This window comes from Phocicoccus pinnipedialis, assembly GCF_903994035.1.
GTDB classification, from domain to species: domain Bacteria; phylum Bacillota; class Bacilli; order Staphylococcales; family Salinicoccaceae; genus Phocicoccus; species Phocicoccus pinnipedialis.
Window position 1 is genome coordinate 1 of sequence record NZ_CAJEWB010000010.1, and the last position, 16,396, is coordinate 16,396.

Consider the following 16,396-nt stretch of genomic DNA (forward strand, 5'->3'; position numbering starts at 1 on the left):
ATTTAACAATAGTGTATATTATATTTAACAAATAAAGCAGAGGTGAATTATGAATCATTCCTATACAATAAATGGAGCAACAATGTATATTGGTACAGATGAATCAGCTCAAAATGAAGTGATTACTCAAATCATGGAGTCATCCGGTGAACTTTATAAAGTGAAAAAGACATCTAACAGAATAGTAATGGAAAATTGTCGTGCATATTCTTCAAATTACTCTCACAGAAAAGAAATTACCAAACATTTAACACGTATAATTTCGAAGCAACCAATTATGATAGACTTTATAGGTAGTTATATCTATTTCCCAATGTATTCTGATCGTAATCACATCAATCATTGGTTCAATATAAAATATATAGAAGATTATATTAAAGTAGGGGATATGACACGTATCTCATTTACGAATGGGACATCCATAGATATAGATGTTTCATATTACACGTTTGAAAGGCAATACATGTGTGCGTTGAAGTTGTATTACAAAGCGAATCAAAAACGGGAAAAAATTTTAGAACAAGAAAAAAATAAAGGACCAGACATGAGAAGTGTAGAAGCTGATTTAAAATTTTTAGAAGAATACAGAAGACAGCAATACATTAATTTCATGCAAAATATAGATTTAATGAAATGAACACGTAACTTAGAATAATAAAAAAGTGCCTCTCATATGAGAGGCACTTAATAACGGGTAGTAACGGATTTGAACCGTTGAAACGGGGTTACCGTTTACACGCGTTCCAGGCGTGCGCCTTCAGCCACTCGGCCAACTACCCAAATAAAAATACACATAAACGATTTAGTTTATGTGTAAGATGACCCCTACGGGATTCGAACCCGTGTTACCGCCGTGAAAGGGCGGTGTCTTAACCGCTTGACCAAGGGGCCAGAGCTCCACAGGTAGGATTCGAACCTACGACCGATCGGTTAACAGCCGATAGCTCTACCACTGAGCTACTGTGGAATAATAGAATGGAGCGGGTGAAGAGAATCGAACTCTCGACATCAGCTTGGAAGGCTGAGGTTATACCACTTAACTACACCCGCATAAAAGTAAGGGCGACTGATGGGAATCGAACCCACGAGTGCCGGAGCCACAATCCGGTGCGTTAACCACTTCGCCACAATCGCCAAAATGGTGGTTCTGGACGGAGTCGAACCGCCGACACTCTGATCTTCAGTCAGATGCTCTACCAACTGAGCTACAGAACCTAATACATGATTAACGCTTTAAATAAAAAATGGCGGTCCCGACGGGAATCGAACCCGCGATCTCCTGCGTGACAGGCAGGCATGTTAACCGCTACACCACGGGACCTAAATTGCGGGAGGCGGATTTGAACCACCGACCTTTGGGTTATGAGCCCAACGAGCTACCGAACTGCTCCATCCCGCGATAATAATAGTTAGCGTTTTTTTAACGTCTAGATAATATCTTACACAAAGATTTCAAAATTATCAAGTACTTTTTGATTATTTTTATACAAAACATATAATAATAGGGTAGATATATGTATAATAATCAAAATGAATAGTTTAAGGATGATTTTATGAAAAATGGTAATGAAGAATTTTATAAAAACGGAAGACGTCCATTCAGGAAATATCAAAAGTTAGGACTTCCAGGATTACTTGCTGTTCTAGGTATAATGCTTCTCGTTTACTTTTTTAGTGGTAATGATGAAGATGTGATTCATACTAATGATAGGCATGTTGTCAACTCCTTTGAGAAGTACGAAGTTAAACTTGATCGCCATACGGATGGCGACACAACGCAATTTATTTTTAATGGAGAGAGTCATTCATTTAGATACTTAATAATTGATACTCCAGAAATAGGTCGTAATGGGGATAAAAGTGAACCATATGCTGAAGAGGCTCTTGAGAGGGTAAAAGAAGTTCTAGGAAATGCAGAACATATATATATAGAGTTTGATAATGAAATCAAAGATAAATATGATCGATACCTAGCATATGTATATGCTGATGATGTTATGCTCAATGAGCTTCTCGTTAGAGAAGGGCTCGCGACGGTTCGTTATATTCAGCAGCCAAACGATACGTATTTAGATATTTTGAAGAAAGCAGAGAAAGAAGCAAAAGCAAATAAGCGAGGTCTTTGGTCAAATTAGAATTATAAAATTATAAATAATAGTGATTTATTTGAGAAAAATGTACATTTTTTCTCAATTAGCATTGATTAATTCTCAATTAGATGATAGTATAAATATATCAAATAAATTAATCAGCCCCCCGATTAATTAATGTTTTGAATTATATGCATCTAAAACCCATACTTATAAAAACAACATTACTCAGTAATGTTGTTTTTAAATTTTTTTATTATTAGGTCTTGAAATTTAACAGAGGACTGGTATAATAATAAATGTTGATTGAAAAATATTCCACAGTAGCTCAGTGGTAGAGCTATCGGCTGTTAACCGATCGGTCGTAGGTTCGAATCCTACCTGTGGAGCCATATATGGGAACGTACTCAAGTGGCTGAAGAGGCGCCCCTGCTAAGGGTGTAGGTCGGTTCATACCGGCGCGAGGGTTCGAATCTCTCCGTTCCCGTCACAAACCCATATGTTATCAGTGTTCAATTGAACATGTAGCATTTTGGTGGCAGTTATGAAAATAACTGCCTTATTTTTTTACTTAAATTAAAAAGACTACATATATCCTGGATAATCATATCTCTTATTACTTAACGGTAGTGAGAGATTTTTTTGTTTAACAGCGATTTATTAAAATATAAACTCTAAAATTAAAATATCGTTAGACAATAGTTTATGTAGTGATATAAAATAAGTTTTATAAATATAAAAGAAAGAGGTGTTTGTATGGTAGAGAAAAAGAAAGGTATCTTTCAAAGGATACTCGACGTCATAGAGCGTGTAGGTAATAAATTACCAGACCCGTTTGCTTTATTTGTTATTTTATCATTTATCGTCATGGTTATTTCATGGATATTTGCAAATAGAGGTGCGACTGTTATTCACCCATCTTCAGGTGAAGAGTTGCCCGTTAAAAACTTAATTTCAGGAGAAGGTCTTCAATACATACTCGAAAGTACCTTAACGAACTTCACAGGATTTGCCCCACTTGGCCTAGTACTCGCAATGATGCTCGGTATTGGATTAGCCGAAAAAGTCGGTCTTTTAGACTATGCAATCCGCAAAACAATTTTAAAGTCTCCGCCGTTCTTACTTACATATACAGTTGTGTTTGTAGGTATAATGGGTAATATCGCAAGTGATGCGGCTGTAATCATCATTCCACCACTTGGTGCACTTGTATTCTACAAAGTGGGGAGACACCCATTAGCAGGTCTTGCAGCTGGTTTCGCAGGAGCTGGTGCAGGTTTTACAGCAAACTTATTAATTGCAGGTACAGACGTTTTGCTTTCAGGTCTCACAACTGAAGCAGCAAAAATCGTTGATCCTTCATTAATCGTGTCACCGCTCGACAACTGGTATTTCAACATTGTGTCTGTATTCATGCTTACTATCATTGGCGGACTCGTTACAACACGATTTATTGAGCCACGTCTTGGAAAATACGAAGGTGGAGAAATAGACAATGAGATAGAAGAACAAGAAGATCACCCAAATGCAAAACTTGGTGTAATCCTCGTTGGTGTTTTAACACTTGTATACTGGGGTGGACTATTCGCATGGATGTTATTAGATAAAAACTCACCGCTTACGGGTGAAAATGGTAGTATCATGTCAAGCCCATTCCTATCAGGAATCGTGCCGATTATTCTACTATACTTCATCTTAATTGGTTTAACATACGGAATCACAGTAGGAAGCATTCGATCATCTAAAGATGTTACTGCAAAGATGACAGAAGCAATTCAAGAAATGGCTGGCTACATCGTATTGGTATTCGCAATTGCACAGTTCACAGCGTATTTCAACTGGTCCAACCTTGGTACATGGATTGCCGTTAACGGAGCTGAGTTCTTGAAAGATATTAACTTTACAGGGATTCCGCTTATCATTGGCTATGTCATTTTTACAGCACTTCTAAACTTCCTGATTACGTCAGGTTCAGCGAAATGGGCAATTGAAGCGCCTATTTTTGTACCGATGTTCATGCAGCTTGGATATGATCCAGCGTTTACACAAGCAGCATATCGTATAGCGGACTCGAGCATCAATATTGTAACCCCACTGTTCCCAAGCATGATTATCATCTTAGCATTTATGAAACGTTATGATAAAAATACGAGTATTGGTAGCTATATGGCGCTAATGCTTCCATATTCAATTACATTTTTACTTGCTTGGATCATACTTTTACTTGTATTTTACTTCCTAAACATACCGTTTGGACCAGGGATTTACTCGTTATTAGAAAACTCAACAAGATAGAAAATATATATTCAGCCGTAGCTTTTACGGCTGTTTTTTAAACCTTTTGTTAGGATGTAAATTGAAAGTTTGGTAAAATTCGAATTGAAGTAGTGAAGGAAGGAGAGTTAATGCTTTGGATTTAGATCTAAATTTTATTTCGATTTTAGCATTGATGTTATCAGTTGCTGCAATCTCATTCGTATTCTTTATCTATAAAGCAAAAGGGCGTGGCGAAATATTGCTTACGCAACCTTATTTAGAAATTGATGAGGTTAAAGAATTTGTAAATGATGATGGACGTAAATTAATTCAATTTAGAGTCATCAATAACAATGCAAATCCATTTCAACTTGAAGACTTCACTCTGCAAGGATACGATATGGACACAGATTTTCATTATGGAAAACCTTCAGTGGATAATCAAGGTTTAGTTGAACATGATGTTTTGTATTTAAACGTATATATTGAAGAGAAATCAGCATTCAATGCAAGACTTTTAATCAAATATACAGACTTTAATGGTGAATTGCACCATGCAGCATCCGTAAAAGTGTATGTTGAAGGTGGGGAGATTGCCCATGATGTTACAGGATCGAAATTCATATTAAGAAAAAGAACGGAGATGTTTTAAATGGAAAACGTAAGAAGTACGTATACGCTAAAAAATGGATTAGAGGTTCCTGTAGTTGGATTTGGAACTTGGAAAACACCAGATGGAGACGATGCATACAACGCAGTTCTAGAAGCATTAAAAGTAGGATATCGTCATATAGATACTGCTGCAGTCTACGGTAATGAAGAGAGTGTAGGCAAAGCAATCAAGGATTCAGGACTTGCACGTGAAGAAGTGTTCGTTACGTCTAAAGTTTGGAACACGGAGCGTGGATATGATAAAACAATGGCAGCTTTTGAAGCTTCGTTAGAAAAACTTGGCATGGATTACCTAGATCTTTACTTAATTCACTGGCCAGCAATTGAAATGCAAAACGAAGACTGGATAGAGTTAAACAAAGAATCTTGGCGTGCATTAATGGAACTTTACAAAGGTGGAAGAGTGAAGAGTATTGGTGTATCTAACTTCCAAAAGAAACATATGGAAGCATTACGTGATGCCGAAATTTTACCAATGGTTAACCAAATTGAATTCCACCCAGGTTGGTTACAAGAAGAGTCACGTGCTCTATGTAAAGAACTTGGAATTTTAGTTGAAGCATATTCTCCAAACGGAAATGGTAAATTATTAAACGATGATACTTTACTTAAAATTGCTGAAAAATATGGGAAGTCTGTTGCACAGATTTGTATTAGATGGACGTTACAACACGGCACACTTCCATTACCTAAATCAGTAACACCGCAATATATTAAAGAGAACACAGAAGTATTTGATTTTGAAATTAGTGATGAAGACATGAAGACAATCGATGAGATGGAATATCTCGTGGGCGTACCTACAGATCCAGATAACAGAGATTTCTAATAACAAAAATAAACCCCTAAATCTTAATTAGAATTAGGGGCGTTTTTATATTTAAAGAATGAAAACTATTTAGTTTTAATGATAACATCGAAAGCTTCGCTTTCCATGCCTTCTCTTGATTGTAAGTGAGTCTCTAACTCGTCGTCAATTGGGCCGTATGCAACAAATGCTTTTGTTGATTCGCCTTCTTTAACCATTGTTTCTGAAGAATCTGTGATCATGTCGGCATATTCGCTATCTTCTGGTATATCTAGTGTCATATTGTCAGTAGGATTTACACCTTCTTCAGTAACTTGTCTAACTGCGAAATCCAAGCCAAATGCTTCGGCAGCAGATGTAGGAACTGTCGCTTTATTTGTAAATTGGAATTCAGCAACGACAACTTTTGTTGGACCTGGTTCGTCTTCTCCAGATTCTTTAGCTGCAGATTTAGCCTCATCTGATGCTGGAATTTCTACCGTATCAAATTTAGAGAACTCGTAGGTACCGTATTCTCCTTCGAATGATAGATCAGTTTCTTCACCAGCAGTAACTTCTGATGTTTCAGCTTCCTTACTTACTTCTTCCGTCTTATCTTCAACACTTTTGTTAGAATCCGTATTGGTACACGCAGTTAAAACAAGAGTAGATGCAAGACCAGTCATAATGATAAATCGTTTAAAATCCATGAAATGGACCTCCTAAAAATTTAAAGTCATACAATATTATAAGCCTTTAGAATATTAATCACAAGATAAGGATACATTTAATGTACGATTAAACCGTAAATTAAGAGTCCTATAGATAAAAGAACACCAAACATTGTATTGAGTTTACCCATTGATGCCATTGCTGGAATAAGTTCTATTGGTAAATCTCCTTCTTTAAGAAGTTTCATTGTTTTACGATATTGTTTGATTGATAAAAGAGGTAATAACATAAATAATGATGCGAACAAATCAGTGAAACTCATTACAATGATAAATAAATAACACAGCAATAATAAAAAACTGACTATTTGTGTTGCACGCTGTTTACCTACAATAATTACAAATGTCTTTCGTCCACTCGCAGCATCTTTCACGCGGTCTCGTATGTTATTAAACATATTTAATAGGCCGATAGTAATTGCGACTGGTAACGAAATGATTAATGGAAAGATATTTAGTGTACCAGTATGAATAAAAAATGTAATCATGATGATAACAGTTCCCATAAATAGACCAGCAAATACTTCTCCGAATGGTGTCCAACTAATCGGAAATGGACCACCTGTATAAAAATATCCGACAGCCATTGAGATTGCACCTACAACTATAATCCACCAGCTCGAGCTGTACGCAATATAAAGACCTATAATAGCAGCGATAACATAAAAAACTACAGCATATGTCAAAACGATTTTTGGCTTCATTCCATTTCGTACGATTGCCCCAGCAATTCCAACGGAATCTTCACTATCTAAACCTCGTTTAAAGTCGTAGTATTCATTAAACATATTTGTTGCAGATTGAATTAAAAGAGTGGCAATCAACATAGAAATAAACATTGCCCATCTAATGTCTCCATAAGGAAGTGCTGTTGCAGTCCCTACGAAAATTGGTATAAAACTTGCGGTGAGTGTATGAGGGCGGGTTAAACTAATATATTTTTTATATCCAGTTAAAACTTCGGCATGTTGCATATAAATCTTCCTTTTCTATAAGTACCAGACATATTTTAACACAATTCAATTAGACAATATACAAACTCTGTCTTAAAAATGATAAAATATAAGGAATACATGAGGATTTTTGGAAAAAGGAATGTGGAAGTAATGAACGTTCAGTCTTCACAACAATTGATTGAAGATTTAACACTCGATTCAAATACACCGTATTTAGCCGTTGTGTTTTCATTAGATGGATTTAATCTTAGCGAGGCGAAAATATTGGATTACTTTAAAGAGCACAAAGGTGAACGCTATTGGTTTAAATCAAAAGAAAACGTGTTTAATAAGATCGGAATTGGATATTTAGATGGATTTACACGATCTAATTTTGACTCGGGTACGCTAGACGAATTAAAAACAACAGTTTTTCAAAAGTTACAATATATAAAATTAGATGAATCTATCGACATGAAGGCGGATCTTTTTGGGGGGATGCGTTTTGATGATAAGAAATCATCAGACGAATGGATGGATTTCGATATGGTTGGTTTTCATCTCGCAAGATGGCAATTTGACCTAGAGAAAAACGCCGGTATTTTCATCATTGAGAAAGATGAGTTAGAAAAACAAGGACTTGTTAGGTATATTTTACATACTTTAGAAGGCATCGAACGCTCTTCAGTGAAAGTACGCATTAGCAGTATTAAGAGTGAGCATGAAATTTTTCCAGAAGAGTGGAAAAACCTCGTAAAAGAAACACTTAATGTTTTAGACTCTGATTTCTTAAAAGTTGTACTATCTAGACAGTTGCTTGTTCGAATGGACGAGCATATTGATTTAAACTTCATCATCAATCGCTTATTGGATGAAGCGGGGACGTATATTGTTTATTTCGAAAGAAAGAACTCAGTGTTTGTATCAAAGACACCGGAAAAATTATTCAACGTCTTCAACAATAAGTTACTGACGAATGCGATCGCGGGTTCAATACCAAGAACCCAAGATTACAGAGTTAATGATGCAAACAAGGCCGAATTTTTAAGAGACGAGAAAAACTTGTTTGAACACATCGTCGTACGTGATTCTATTATTGAAGATATTAAAGCTTACACACACGATATAATGTATGACTACAAGCCAAGTATTATGGAGAACCGCTACATCTATCATTTATATACACCAATTGAAGCGGTGTTAAATGAAGACGCAAACCTTTTTGATGTACTATATCAGATGCACCCAACACCAGCAGTTGGAGGTCTTCCTAAGAATCTTGCGCAAGAATATATCAAAGAGCACGAATTTTATACTAGAGGTCTGTATGCTGCGCCACTTGGGTTTATCAGTGAAAATAATGACGCAGAGTTTGTAGTTGCACTCCGTTCTATGTTAATTAAAGGATCGAGTGCGACATTATTCGCAGGTGCAGGGATCGTTGAAGGCTCAGACCCAGAGCTTGAGTATGTTGAGACGACAACGAAATTTAGACCGATGTTAAATGTATTGGAGGCACTCTAATGTCACACACAGAAGCGTTAACTGAACAAGTTTTTACACTTGTTGACGAGCTTTACAAGTATGGTATGACAAGCATGGTGATTTCACCAGGTTCACGTTCTACACCAATCGCTATAGCAGCGGAACTACATCCCAAAATAACAACTTACGTCCATCCAGATGAACGTGGCGCAGCTTTCTTTGCGCTTGGTAAGATAAAAACAAGCAACAGCCCTGTTGGTGTGTTGTGTACATCAGGAACTGCAGCGGCGAACTATGTCCCAGCAGTGAGTGAAGCGGGGCTCAGTCATTTACCTCTAGTAGTGATTACGAGTGACCGTCCATATGAGTTAAGAAACGTTGGTGCACCTCAAGCAATTAATCAGACAAATATGTACGAAAATTTTGTGAGATACCATGTGGAATTTCCAATTGCTGAAGCAGGAGATGTCATAAAAAGAGAAGTGCAAAACCGTGTCTTGCAGGCAAGCATGTATTTCACTGGTGTGAATAGAGGCCCTATCGCAATTAATATTCCCATTCGGGAGCCGTTAATGCCAGATTTAACGCGAAACGATTTATTTGTTAATTCGAAAGTTGAGTTAATAGAAAACATAACGATACCAAAATCTGTAGATGAGATTTCAGGTAAAGTTCTTTTAATTATCGGTGAAACAAACGAATGTTTAGAAGAATTATCTCCATTATTCAACTATAGAAACGTCAGTACAATCATGGATCCACGTCAAAATATGAGAGTAAATCTCGATAATGTGATAACGACACATGACCTTATATTCAGTAATATTTCTAATGATAAAATCAAGAAAATTGAAACTGAGTTCGATTACATCGTAAGAGTTGGGGAACCAGTGACAAGTAAGTCGACGAATCAGTTCTTAAGTAAAGTGAAGTTACCACAAATTCTTGTGAGTGAATTTATAGATATTAAACCATTCCCAGTGACGCCGGAGAAGACATACGTTGGTAATATCACGAACCTTTTGAGTCGTTTGATTAAAGAAAGCGAAGAAGAATCAGTGCTTTTAGAGCTCGACAAAATTATTCGTGAGTTTATCAGTGAGAAAATCGTAGAGTACGATGACGAAGGTCGCTATATGTATGAAATTATAAAGAAACTTATTAATCAACAAGTATTCTTAAGTTCTTCAATGCCGATTCGTGATTTTGAACGATACGACGTTGACCGTAAACTAAAGGTTTACGCAAACCGCGGAGCAAATGGAATTGATGGTGTCGTATCAAGTGCAATGGGTGCAGCAACAGTTGCGCCAACGACGCTGATTATCGGTGATGTAGCAATGAACCATGATATAAATGGCTTGTTGCTTGCAAAGTTAGAAAATATAGATATAACTGTTATTGTGTTTAATAACAACGGCGGCAATATCTTTAGCTACTTACCACAGTATCAAGAGAAGACGCATTTTGAACGATTGTTTGGTACACCGCTAGATTTAGATTTCAAGCATGCGGCAGAGCTTTATGATTTTGAATATTACCGAGTACAATCATATAAAGATTTAACGGATGATTTATTAAACAAACAAGGTAGAGTTTTCATTGAAATCATGACAGATAGAGAAGATAATTTACACCAACATCAACATTTAAGAAAAGAAGTGGAGTTTGTTGTGCAGTCATTTGAATTATAAGTTTTTAGATCATTTTAAGGAAGAGACAGTTTTATTTTTACACGGATTTTTATCTGACCATGGTGCTTTTGATTCATTAATTCACGACTATAAAGATAAGTTTAATATTTTACTTATTGATTTACCAGGATTTGGTAAAAGTAAGAGTGTCGGTTTTGATTATACGATTGATACAATTGCAGACTGGATTATAGAAGTATTAGATGAAGTGAATCTTGAAGCAGTGCACGTTGTTGGTTATTCGATGGGGGGACGCGTTGCAGCATCGCTCCTGTATCATCACGAAGAGCGCATAGGCCGAATGGTTTTAGAGAGTACAACACTTGGTATTAATGATGAGAAGAAACGTCAAGAACGGATTGAGCTCGATGAATATAGAGCATTATCTGTTGAAGGAGATTACGAGCTGTTTTGTGAGAAGTGGTCAAACTTAGGCCTGTTTTCGTCTCAAAGAAATTTAAATGAAGATCAGAAAAAAATTCGAGATGAACTTCGCCTTAGACAAAACCCCGTTGAAGTCGCGGACAGCCTACGTAAATATGGCACTGGCACGCAAACGAACTTTTGGCCTATTATGAAATCGAATAAAAAAGTGCTCATTCTTGCTGGTGAGAGAGATGAAAAATTTGTAAGACTTGGCAATCAAATGCTTAAAATTTTTGATAATGCTACATTTATATGTATTAAAAATGTTGGGCATAACATTCATCTTGAAAATAGTGTAGAATTTAACGATAGAGTAATTAAATTTTTATTGGAGGGACAGTAATGTCACGCGTTTGGGAAACATTAAAAGAATATAAAGAAATCAAATATGAATTTTATAACGGTATCGCAAAAATCACGATTAACCGTCCGCATGTTCATAACGCATTTACCCCACTTACAGTATCAGAAATGATCGACGCAGTGAGTCGTGCGAGAGATGACCAAAGAGTTGGTGTAATTGTTTTAACAGGTGAAGGAGACAAAGCGTTCTGTTCTGGTGGGGACCAAAAAGTTCGTGGACACGGTGGATACGTGGGAGACGACAACATTCCTCGTCTAAATGTTTTAGACTTACAACGTCTAATTCGTGTCACTCCAAAGCCGGTAATTGCAATGGTTGCAGGCTGGGCGATTGGAGGAGGACATGTACTACACGTAGTATGTGACTTAACAATTGCAGCAGAGAACGCAAGATTCGGTCAAACAGGACCTAAAGTTGGTTCATTCGATGCAGGTTATGGTTCAGGATACCTTGCGCGCATCGTGGGTCATAAGAAAGCACGTGAAATTTGGTACTTATGCCGTCAATACGATGCACAAGAGGCATTAGATATGGGCTTAGTAAACACAGTTGTACCTTTAGAGGAGTTAGAAGATGAAACAGTTAAGTGGTGTGAAGAAATCATGCAACACTCACCAACTGCTCTTAGATTCCTAAAAGCTGCAATGAACGCTGACACAGATGGACTTGCTGGGTTACAGCAATTTGCTGGAGATGCAACATTACTTTATTACACAACTGATGAGGCGAAAGAGGGAAGAGATGCATTTAAAGAAAAGCGTACACCTGACTTTGATCAATTCCCTAAATTCCCATAAAACAATAATTGCCTGGACAATGCGTTCAGGCTTTTTCTTTTGAGGTGATATGATGAACTGGCTAGAAGATGCAGCAAATAAGTTTGGCAACAGAGTTGCCGTAGTTTATGCAAATGAATCCCTAACTTACAGAGAATTAAATGAATTAGCAAATCAAGATGCCATTCGTTTAGGTAAATTACCGAATAGAGTCGGCGTCTTCATGGATAATAGTTTAGATAGTTTACGATTAATACACGCACTTATGAAGCGTGGTATTGAAATCGTTGTGTTAAACACGCGTCTCACTAAATGTGAACTTGTGAAGCAACTTGTAACTGTACAAGTAGATACCGTTATATCTACGGTTGAACTAGAACTTGACAATATGTCTGTATTATTCTTTAAAGATATGAATAGTGAAGAAGTAGAGATAAACACAGCAATAGATGAGCATTCGATTTTAACAATTATGTTTACAAGCGGTACTACAGGAAATTCGAAAGCTGTGACACAATCGTATAAAAATCATTTTGCATCACATCAAAAATGTCAATATGGAATGGAGTATGATCAGTTCAGCAAATGGCTGATGGTGAATCCAATTTTCCATATTTCAGGATTCTCAATTTTAATACGTACTGTGTTATCAGGGTCCACTTTAATTATTCATAATAAGTTCAATGCAGAACAAGTCATTAATGAAATCAGAGGTAGTAGAGTAACACATACGTCATTTGTACCACTGATGTTGCGCAGAATTTTAGATGATCTGGACGTTTACCTAGACTCTCTAGAAGGTATATTAATGGGTGGCGCGAACACTACTCCTAAGTTACTTCGTGATGCAATCCAAAAAGGACTACCTGTTTATAACTCATTTGGAATGACTGAAACATGTTCACAAATTATGATGATTAAATACACGGATGACCATATTTTAGCTGGAGCGGTTGGAAAAGTGACTGATCATATTAAGGTCAAAGAAGATGGCACGTTACTTGTAAAGGGTGACAATGTGACAACTCAATATTTAAATGCGGAAATTGAGTACGAAGGTGAATATTTTAATACGGGGGATGTCGCTAGAGTAGATGATGGATATGTTTATATATTAGATCGTAGACAAGATCTTATTATAAGTGGTGGAGAAAACATCTATCCTAAAGAAATCGAAGAAATCGTGGCGAAATATATCGGAACAAGAAGTTGTGTAGTTGTAAAAAAACAAGATGACACGTGGGGCGAAGTGCCAGTACTTCTTATTGACGGTGCGCCTAATAGAATCATCGAGCATGAAATTAAAAGTCATTTTGATAGAGCGCTCGCGAGATATAAACATCCCAAAGAGATTAGATTTGTTGAATCGATCATTTACACGGACACGGGTAAGATTTCTAGGAAGCTAAATCAAGAAAAGTATATCAAATAAAAAAGCAAAGATAATTTTATCTTTGCTTACGCTTGTTTGGTGGTACTGGGTCGAATCCACCTTTATGAAGTGGGTGACATTTTGAAATGCGGATTGCAGCCATTGCTGTGCCTTTTAACGCTCCATGCTCCTCAATCGCTTCGATTGCGTAATTAGAACACGTTGGGTAGAAGCGACACGATGGTGGAGACATTGGCGAAATTTTATTTTGATAGAAACGAACGATTTTAATAAAAAAATTTTTCATAAACACCAGGCTTTCTTTAGTTAAATCTACTATAATATAAATGAAGTACATGTGCAATTTTGAGGTGTTGACATGAAAGTATTTACGGATTCATTAGGAACACGAGTGGAATTAAGATTCGATGAATCAATCGAAGCAAGACACATATTAGTGATTCCTACGTTTAATGGAAAGTATGTGTTTACAAGACATAAAAAACGTGGCGTGGAATTTCCAGGCGGTAAATTAGAGGACCGTGAGACAATATATGACGCGGTATGTCGCGAACTGTTTGAAGAAACAGGTGCAAAAGTTAAAACAATTACGTATTTAGGTACGTATACAGTGTATGATGAAGAACCATTTAACAAGGCAGCTTATAAGGTAGAAGTAGATGCTTTTATCGAAAAATGCGACTACCATGAAACGCTAGGACCAGTACTTTATGAACACCTAGAAGACATTCATGAGAAAGATAAGAGTATCCTACTGAAAGACCCATGCATACAATATTTGTATGATCAAACAAAAACGATGTAACAAAGATTCAAATCTAATCGATTTGAATCTTTGTTACTTTATAAATTAATCATAAATTAAATTTCTATACCTATATATCTAATCTTTATCACAATCAAAAAACACTCAAAATAAAAAGCCTAACTTTATAAGTTAGGCTTTCATTATTAGAATCCGCCTTTTTCTGCGAATGCTTGTGAGTCGTCTCCAAATTTCTTAAAGTTGTCTCTGAATGATTCTATTAGTTTATTTGCTATATTATCGTACGCATCTTTGTTTGCCCAAGTTTCTCTAGGGTTTAACACTTCGCTTGGTACGTCTTTAACAGAAGTAGGGATTTGTAATCCGAATGTTTCGTCAGTTACAAATTCACCGTTTTCTAAGTTACCCGAAATTGCTTCTGTTACCATGCTTCTAGTGTGTTTTAAATTCATACGCTCTCCAACGCCGTACTCTCCACCAGTCCAACCAGTGTTGACTAAGAATACATTTACGTTGTGCTCATCAATTAACTCACCAAGCTTATTAGCATAAACTGACGCGTGAAGTGGTAAGAACGGTGCACCGAAACAAGTAGAGAATACCGGTTCTGGTGAAGTTACGCCACGCTCTGTACCTGCAAGCTTAGATGTGAACCCACTTAAAAAGTGGTACATTGCTTGATCCTTGTTTAATTTAGAGATTGGAGGTAGCACTCCAAATGCATCTGCTGTTAAGAAGATAATTGTTTTTGCGTGACCTGATTTAGATGGAATAAGCGCATTTTCAATGTGCTTAAGCGGGTATGCTGCACGCGTGTTTTCTGTTAAATTTTTGTTGGTGTAGTCTGGTGAGTGTGTTTCATCTAACCATACGTTTTCTAAAACTGTACCGAATTTAATCGCACCATAGATTTCAGGTTCTTTCTCTGCAGAAAGATCGATTGCTTTCGCGTAGCATCCACCTTCGATATTGAAAACACCTTTTTTGTTCCAACCGTGTTCATCATCACCGATAAGTTCACGATTAGGGTCAGCAGATAACGTCGTTTTACCAGTTCCTGATAATCCGAAGAATAAAGCAACGTCTCCATCTTTTCCAACGTTAGCTGAACAGTGCATTGCAAGAACGTCTTGTTCTGGTAATAAGAAGTTCATAACAGAGAATATTGATTTCTTCATCTCTCCACCGTACTCAGTACCACCGATTAAAACAATACGCTCAGTAAAGTTAACAATAATGAATGTTTCTGATTTAGTACCATCTACTGCAGGGTCTGCTTTGAAAGTAGGTGCAGAAACAACTGTAAATTCTGATTCAATATCAAGTCCTTCTTCTCTTGTTGCAGGCTCGATAAATAGATCCTTTGCAAAAAGGTTGTGCCAAGCGAATTCGTTTATTACACGGATGTTTAAGCGCGTGTCTTCGTCCGCACCTGCATATCCGTTGAATATGAATAACTCTTCTCGTTCATCAAGATAGTCCACAACTTTTTTGAACAAGTTATCGAAAACTTCGCTTTCGATTGATTGGTTTACTTCTCCCCAATCTACAGTGTTTTCTGTTTTTGCATCCTTAACAATAAAGCGGTCTTTAGGGCTACGGCCAGTATATTTACCCGTTGTAACAGATAAGGCCCCTTTGTCTGTTAATTTTCCTTCGTTACGTTTAATCGAAGCCTCCACAAGTTGAGCAGTTGAAAGCTGATTGTGTGTTGTTTCTTTATTTACTAATTTTTCTATCAAGGTCGCAGTGTTTTCCATCAGAATCCTCCATAACTTTAAATGTTTCCATATATAATAGAGTATATCATAAAATCAGTGGAGTAAAAGTACGATTCATTTAATAAGTCTTGATTTATATCTATTTCTTTAGTAGGATAAATACAAGTTATCTCTTATCAAGAGTAGGTGGAGGGAACACCCCCAATGAAGCCCAGCAACCACTTTCCATTGAAAGAATGGTGCTAAAGGATGCAGAGTGTTAAAACTCTCTGAGCGATAAGAGGAAAGGTCTGCCTTTTC

The 16,396-nt window shown here is 36.8% G+C and carries 15 protein-coding genes, 10 tRNA genes and 1 riboswitch; of the genes, 13 read left to right on the forward strand and 12 right to left on the reverse strand.

Going from position 1 to position 16,396, the window contains the following annotated elements:
* The first annotated feature begins 49 nt into the window (after positions 1 to 49).
* Positions 50 to 637: a competence protein ComK gene (locus tag H9D55_RS04235; RefSeq protein ID WP_186077173.1), complete on the forward strand. Its 588-nt coding sequence runs from the start codon at positions 50 to 52 to the stop codon at positions 635 to 637.
* Positions 638 to 691: 54 nt separating this feature from the next.
* On the opposite strand, the gene H9D55_RS04240 is transcribed toward H9D55_RS04235, so the two are convergent.
* The 8 genes from H9D55_RS04240 to H9D55_RS04275 all read right to left on the reverse strand — a co-directional run bounded on the left by H9D55_RS04240 (position 692) and on the right by H9D55_RS04275 (position 1,399).
* Positions 692 to 779 (reverse strand) — tRNA-Ser (locus tag H9D55_RS04240).
* A 40-nt stretch (positions 780 to 819) separates the two neighbouring features.
* Positions 820 to 891 (reverse strand) — tRNA-Glu (locus H9D55_RS04245).
* 4 nt (positions 892 to 895) lie between these two features.
* Positions 896 to 967: transfer RNA gene (locus H9D55_RS04250), tRNA-Asn, on the reverse strand.
* A 9-nt stretch (positions 968 to 976) separates the two neighbouring features.
* Positions 977 to 1,050, reverse strand: a tRNA-Gly gene (locus H9D55_RS04255).
* An 11-nt stretch (positions 1,051 to 1,061) separates the two neighbouring features.
* Positions 1,062 to 1,134, reverse strand: a tRNA-His gene (locus tag H9D55_RS04260).
* A gap of 5 nt (positions 1,135 to 1,139) precedes the next feature.
* Positions 1,140 to 1,215 (reverse strand) — tRNA-Phe (locus H9D55_RS04265).
* 30 nt (positions 1,216 to 1,245) lie between these two features.
* Positions 1,246 to 1,321, reverse strand: a tRNA-Asp gene (locus H9D55_RS04270).
* Positions 1,322 to 1,325: 4 nt separating this feature from the next.
* Positions 1,326 to 1,399, reverse strand: a tRNA-Met gene (locus H9D55_RS04275).
* Positions 1,400 to 1,553: 154 nt separating this feature from the next.
* Here H9D55_RS04275 and H9D55_RS04280 point away from each other — a divergent pair.
* From H9D55_RS04280 to H9D55_RS04305, 6 genes are all read left to right on the forward strand, one after another.
* Positions 1,554 to 2,135, forward strand: coding sequence for a thermonuclease family protein (locus H9D55_RS04280; protein ID WP_186077175.1), 582 nt, complete (start codon positions 1,554 to 1,556; stop codon positions 2,133 to 2,135).
* Between the two features lie 272 nt (positions 2,136 to 2,407).
* Positions 2,408 to 2,482 (forward strand) — tRNA-Asn (locus H9D55_RS04285).
* A gap of 5 nt (positions 2,483 to 2,487) precedes the next feature.
* Positions 2,488 to 2,577: transfer RNA gene (locus H9D55_RS04290), tRNA-Ser, on the forward strand.
* A 269-nt stretch (positions 2,578 to 2,846) separates the two neighbouring features.
* Positions 2,847 to 4,385, forward strand: a complete 1,539-nt coding sequence (locus H9D55_RS04295; protein ID WP_186077177.1) for an AbgT family transporter — start codon at positions 2,847 to 2,849, stop codon at positions 4,383 to 4,385.
* Positions 4,386 to 4,500: 115 nt separating this feature from the next.
* Positions 4,501 to 4,998, forward strand: a complete 498-nt coding sequence (locus H9D55_RS04300) for a hypothetical protein (protein WP_186077179.1) — start codon at positions 4,501 to 4,503, stop codon at positions 4,996 to 4,998.
* Entirely contained in the window at positions 4,999 to 5,847 is an 849-nt protein-coding gene (locus H9D55_RS04305; protein WP_186077180.1) for an aldo/keto reductase, read from the forward strand.
* 65 nt (positions 5,848 to 5,912) lie between these two features.
* Here H9D55_RS04305 and H9D55_RS04310 read toward each other — a convergent pair whose 3' ends face one another.
* Entirely contained in the window at positions 5,913 to 6,515 is a 603-nt protein-coding gene (locus H9D55_RS04310) for a DUF5067 domain-containing protein (protein ID WP_186077182.1), read from the reverse strand.
* A gap of 77 nt (positions 6,516 to 6,592) precedes the next feature.
* On the reverse strand, positions 6,593 to 7,510 hold the full coding sequence (locus H9D55_RS04315) for a 1,4-dihydroxy-2-naphthoate polyprenyltransferase (RefSeq protein WP_186077183.1): 918 nt from the start codon (positions 7,508 to 7,510) through the stop codon (positions 6,593 to 6,595).
* Positions 7,511 to 7,642: 132 nt separating this feature from the next.
* Here H9D55_RS04315 and H9D55_RS04320 point away from each other — a divergent pair, with 132 nt between their 5' ends.
* The 5 genes from H9D55_RS04320 to menE are packed head-to-tail and all read left to right on the forward strand — an operon-like array spanning position 7,643 to position 13,648.
* Entirely contained in the window at positions 7,643 to 8,995 is a 1,353-nt protein-coding gene (locus H9D55_RS04320; RefSeq protein ID WP_208454731.1) for an isochorismate synthase, read from the forward strand.
* Complete coding sequence (gene menD, locus H9D55_RS04325; RefSeq protein WP_186077187.1) at positions 8,995 to 10,650, forward strand: 2-succinyl-5-enolpyruvyl-6-hydroxy-3-cyclohexene-1-carboxylic-acid synthase; 1,656 nt, start codon at positions 8,995 to 8,997, stop codon at positions 10,648 to 10,650. The genes H9D55_RS04320 and menD overlap by 1 nt, the downstream gene beginning before the upstream one ends.
* A complete protein-coding gene (gene menH / locus H9D55_RS04330) occupies positions 10,640 to 11,419 on the forward strand; it encodes a 2-succinyl-6-hydroxy-2,4-cyclohexadiene-1-carboxylate synthase (protein WP_186077189.1) in 780 nt (259 codons plus the stop codon). Before menD ends, menH begins: the two co-directional genes overlap by 11 nt.
* The gene (menB, locus tag H9D55_RS04335; RefSeq protein WP_186077191.1) at positions 11,419 to 12,237 is read left to right on the forward strand and encodes a 1,4-dihydroxy-2-naphthoyl-CoA synthase; all 819 of its coding nucleotides are present in this window, start codon (positions 11,419 to 11,421) and stop codon (positions 12,235 to 12,237) included. Before menH ends, menB begins: the two co-directional genes overlap by 1 nt.
* A 52-nt stretch (positions 12,238 to 12,289) precedes the next feature.
* Positions 12,290 to 13,648: an o-succinylbenzoate--CoA ligase gene (gene menE, locus H9D55_RS04340; protein WP_235963107.1), complete on the forward strand. Its 1,359-nt coding sequence runs from the start codon at positions 12,290 to 12,292 to the stop codon at positions 13,646 to 13,648.
* A gap of 16 nt (positions 13,649 to 13,664) precedes the next feature.
* On the opposite strand, the gene yidD is transcribed toward menE, so the two are convergent.
* A complete protein-coding gene (yidD, locus tag H9D55_RS04345) occupies positions 13,665 to 13,895 on the reverse strand; it encodes a membrane protein insertion efficiency factor YidD (protein ID WP_186077196.1) in 231 nt (76 codons plus the stop codon).
* A gap of 72 nt (positions 13,896 to 13,967) precedes the next feature.
* On the opposite strand from yidD, the gene H9D55_RS04350 reads away from it, so the two are divergent.
* Entirely contained in the window at positions 13,968 to 14,414 is a 447-nt protein-coding gene (locus tag H9D55_RS04350; protein ID WP_186077198.1) for an NUDIX domain-containing protein, read from the forward strand.
* Positions 14,415 to 14,560: 146 nt separating this feature from the next.
* Here the strand turns inward: H9D55_RS04350 and pckA are convergent, their stop codons facing one another.
* Positions 14,561 to 16,135, reverse strand: coding sequence for a phosphoenolpyruvate carboxykinase (ATP) (gene pckA / locus H9D55_RS04355; protein ID WP_186077200.1), 1,575 nt, complete (start codon positions 16,133 to 16,135; stop codon positions 14,561 to 14,563).
* A 131-nt stretch (positions 16,136 to 16,266) separates the two neighbouring features.
* Positions 16,267 to 16,379, forward strand: a riboswitch (SAM riboswitch).
* Positions 16,380 to 16,396: the final 17 nt, after the last annotated feature.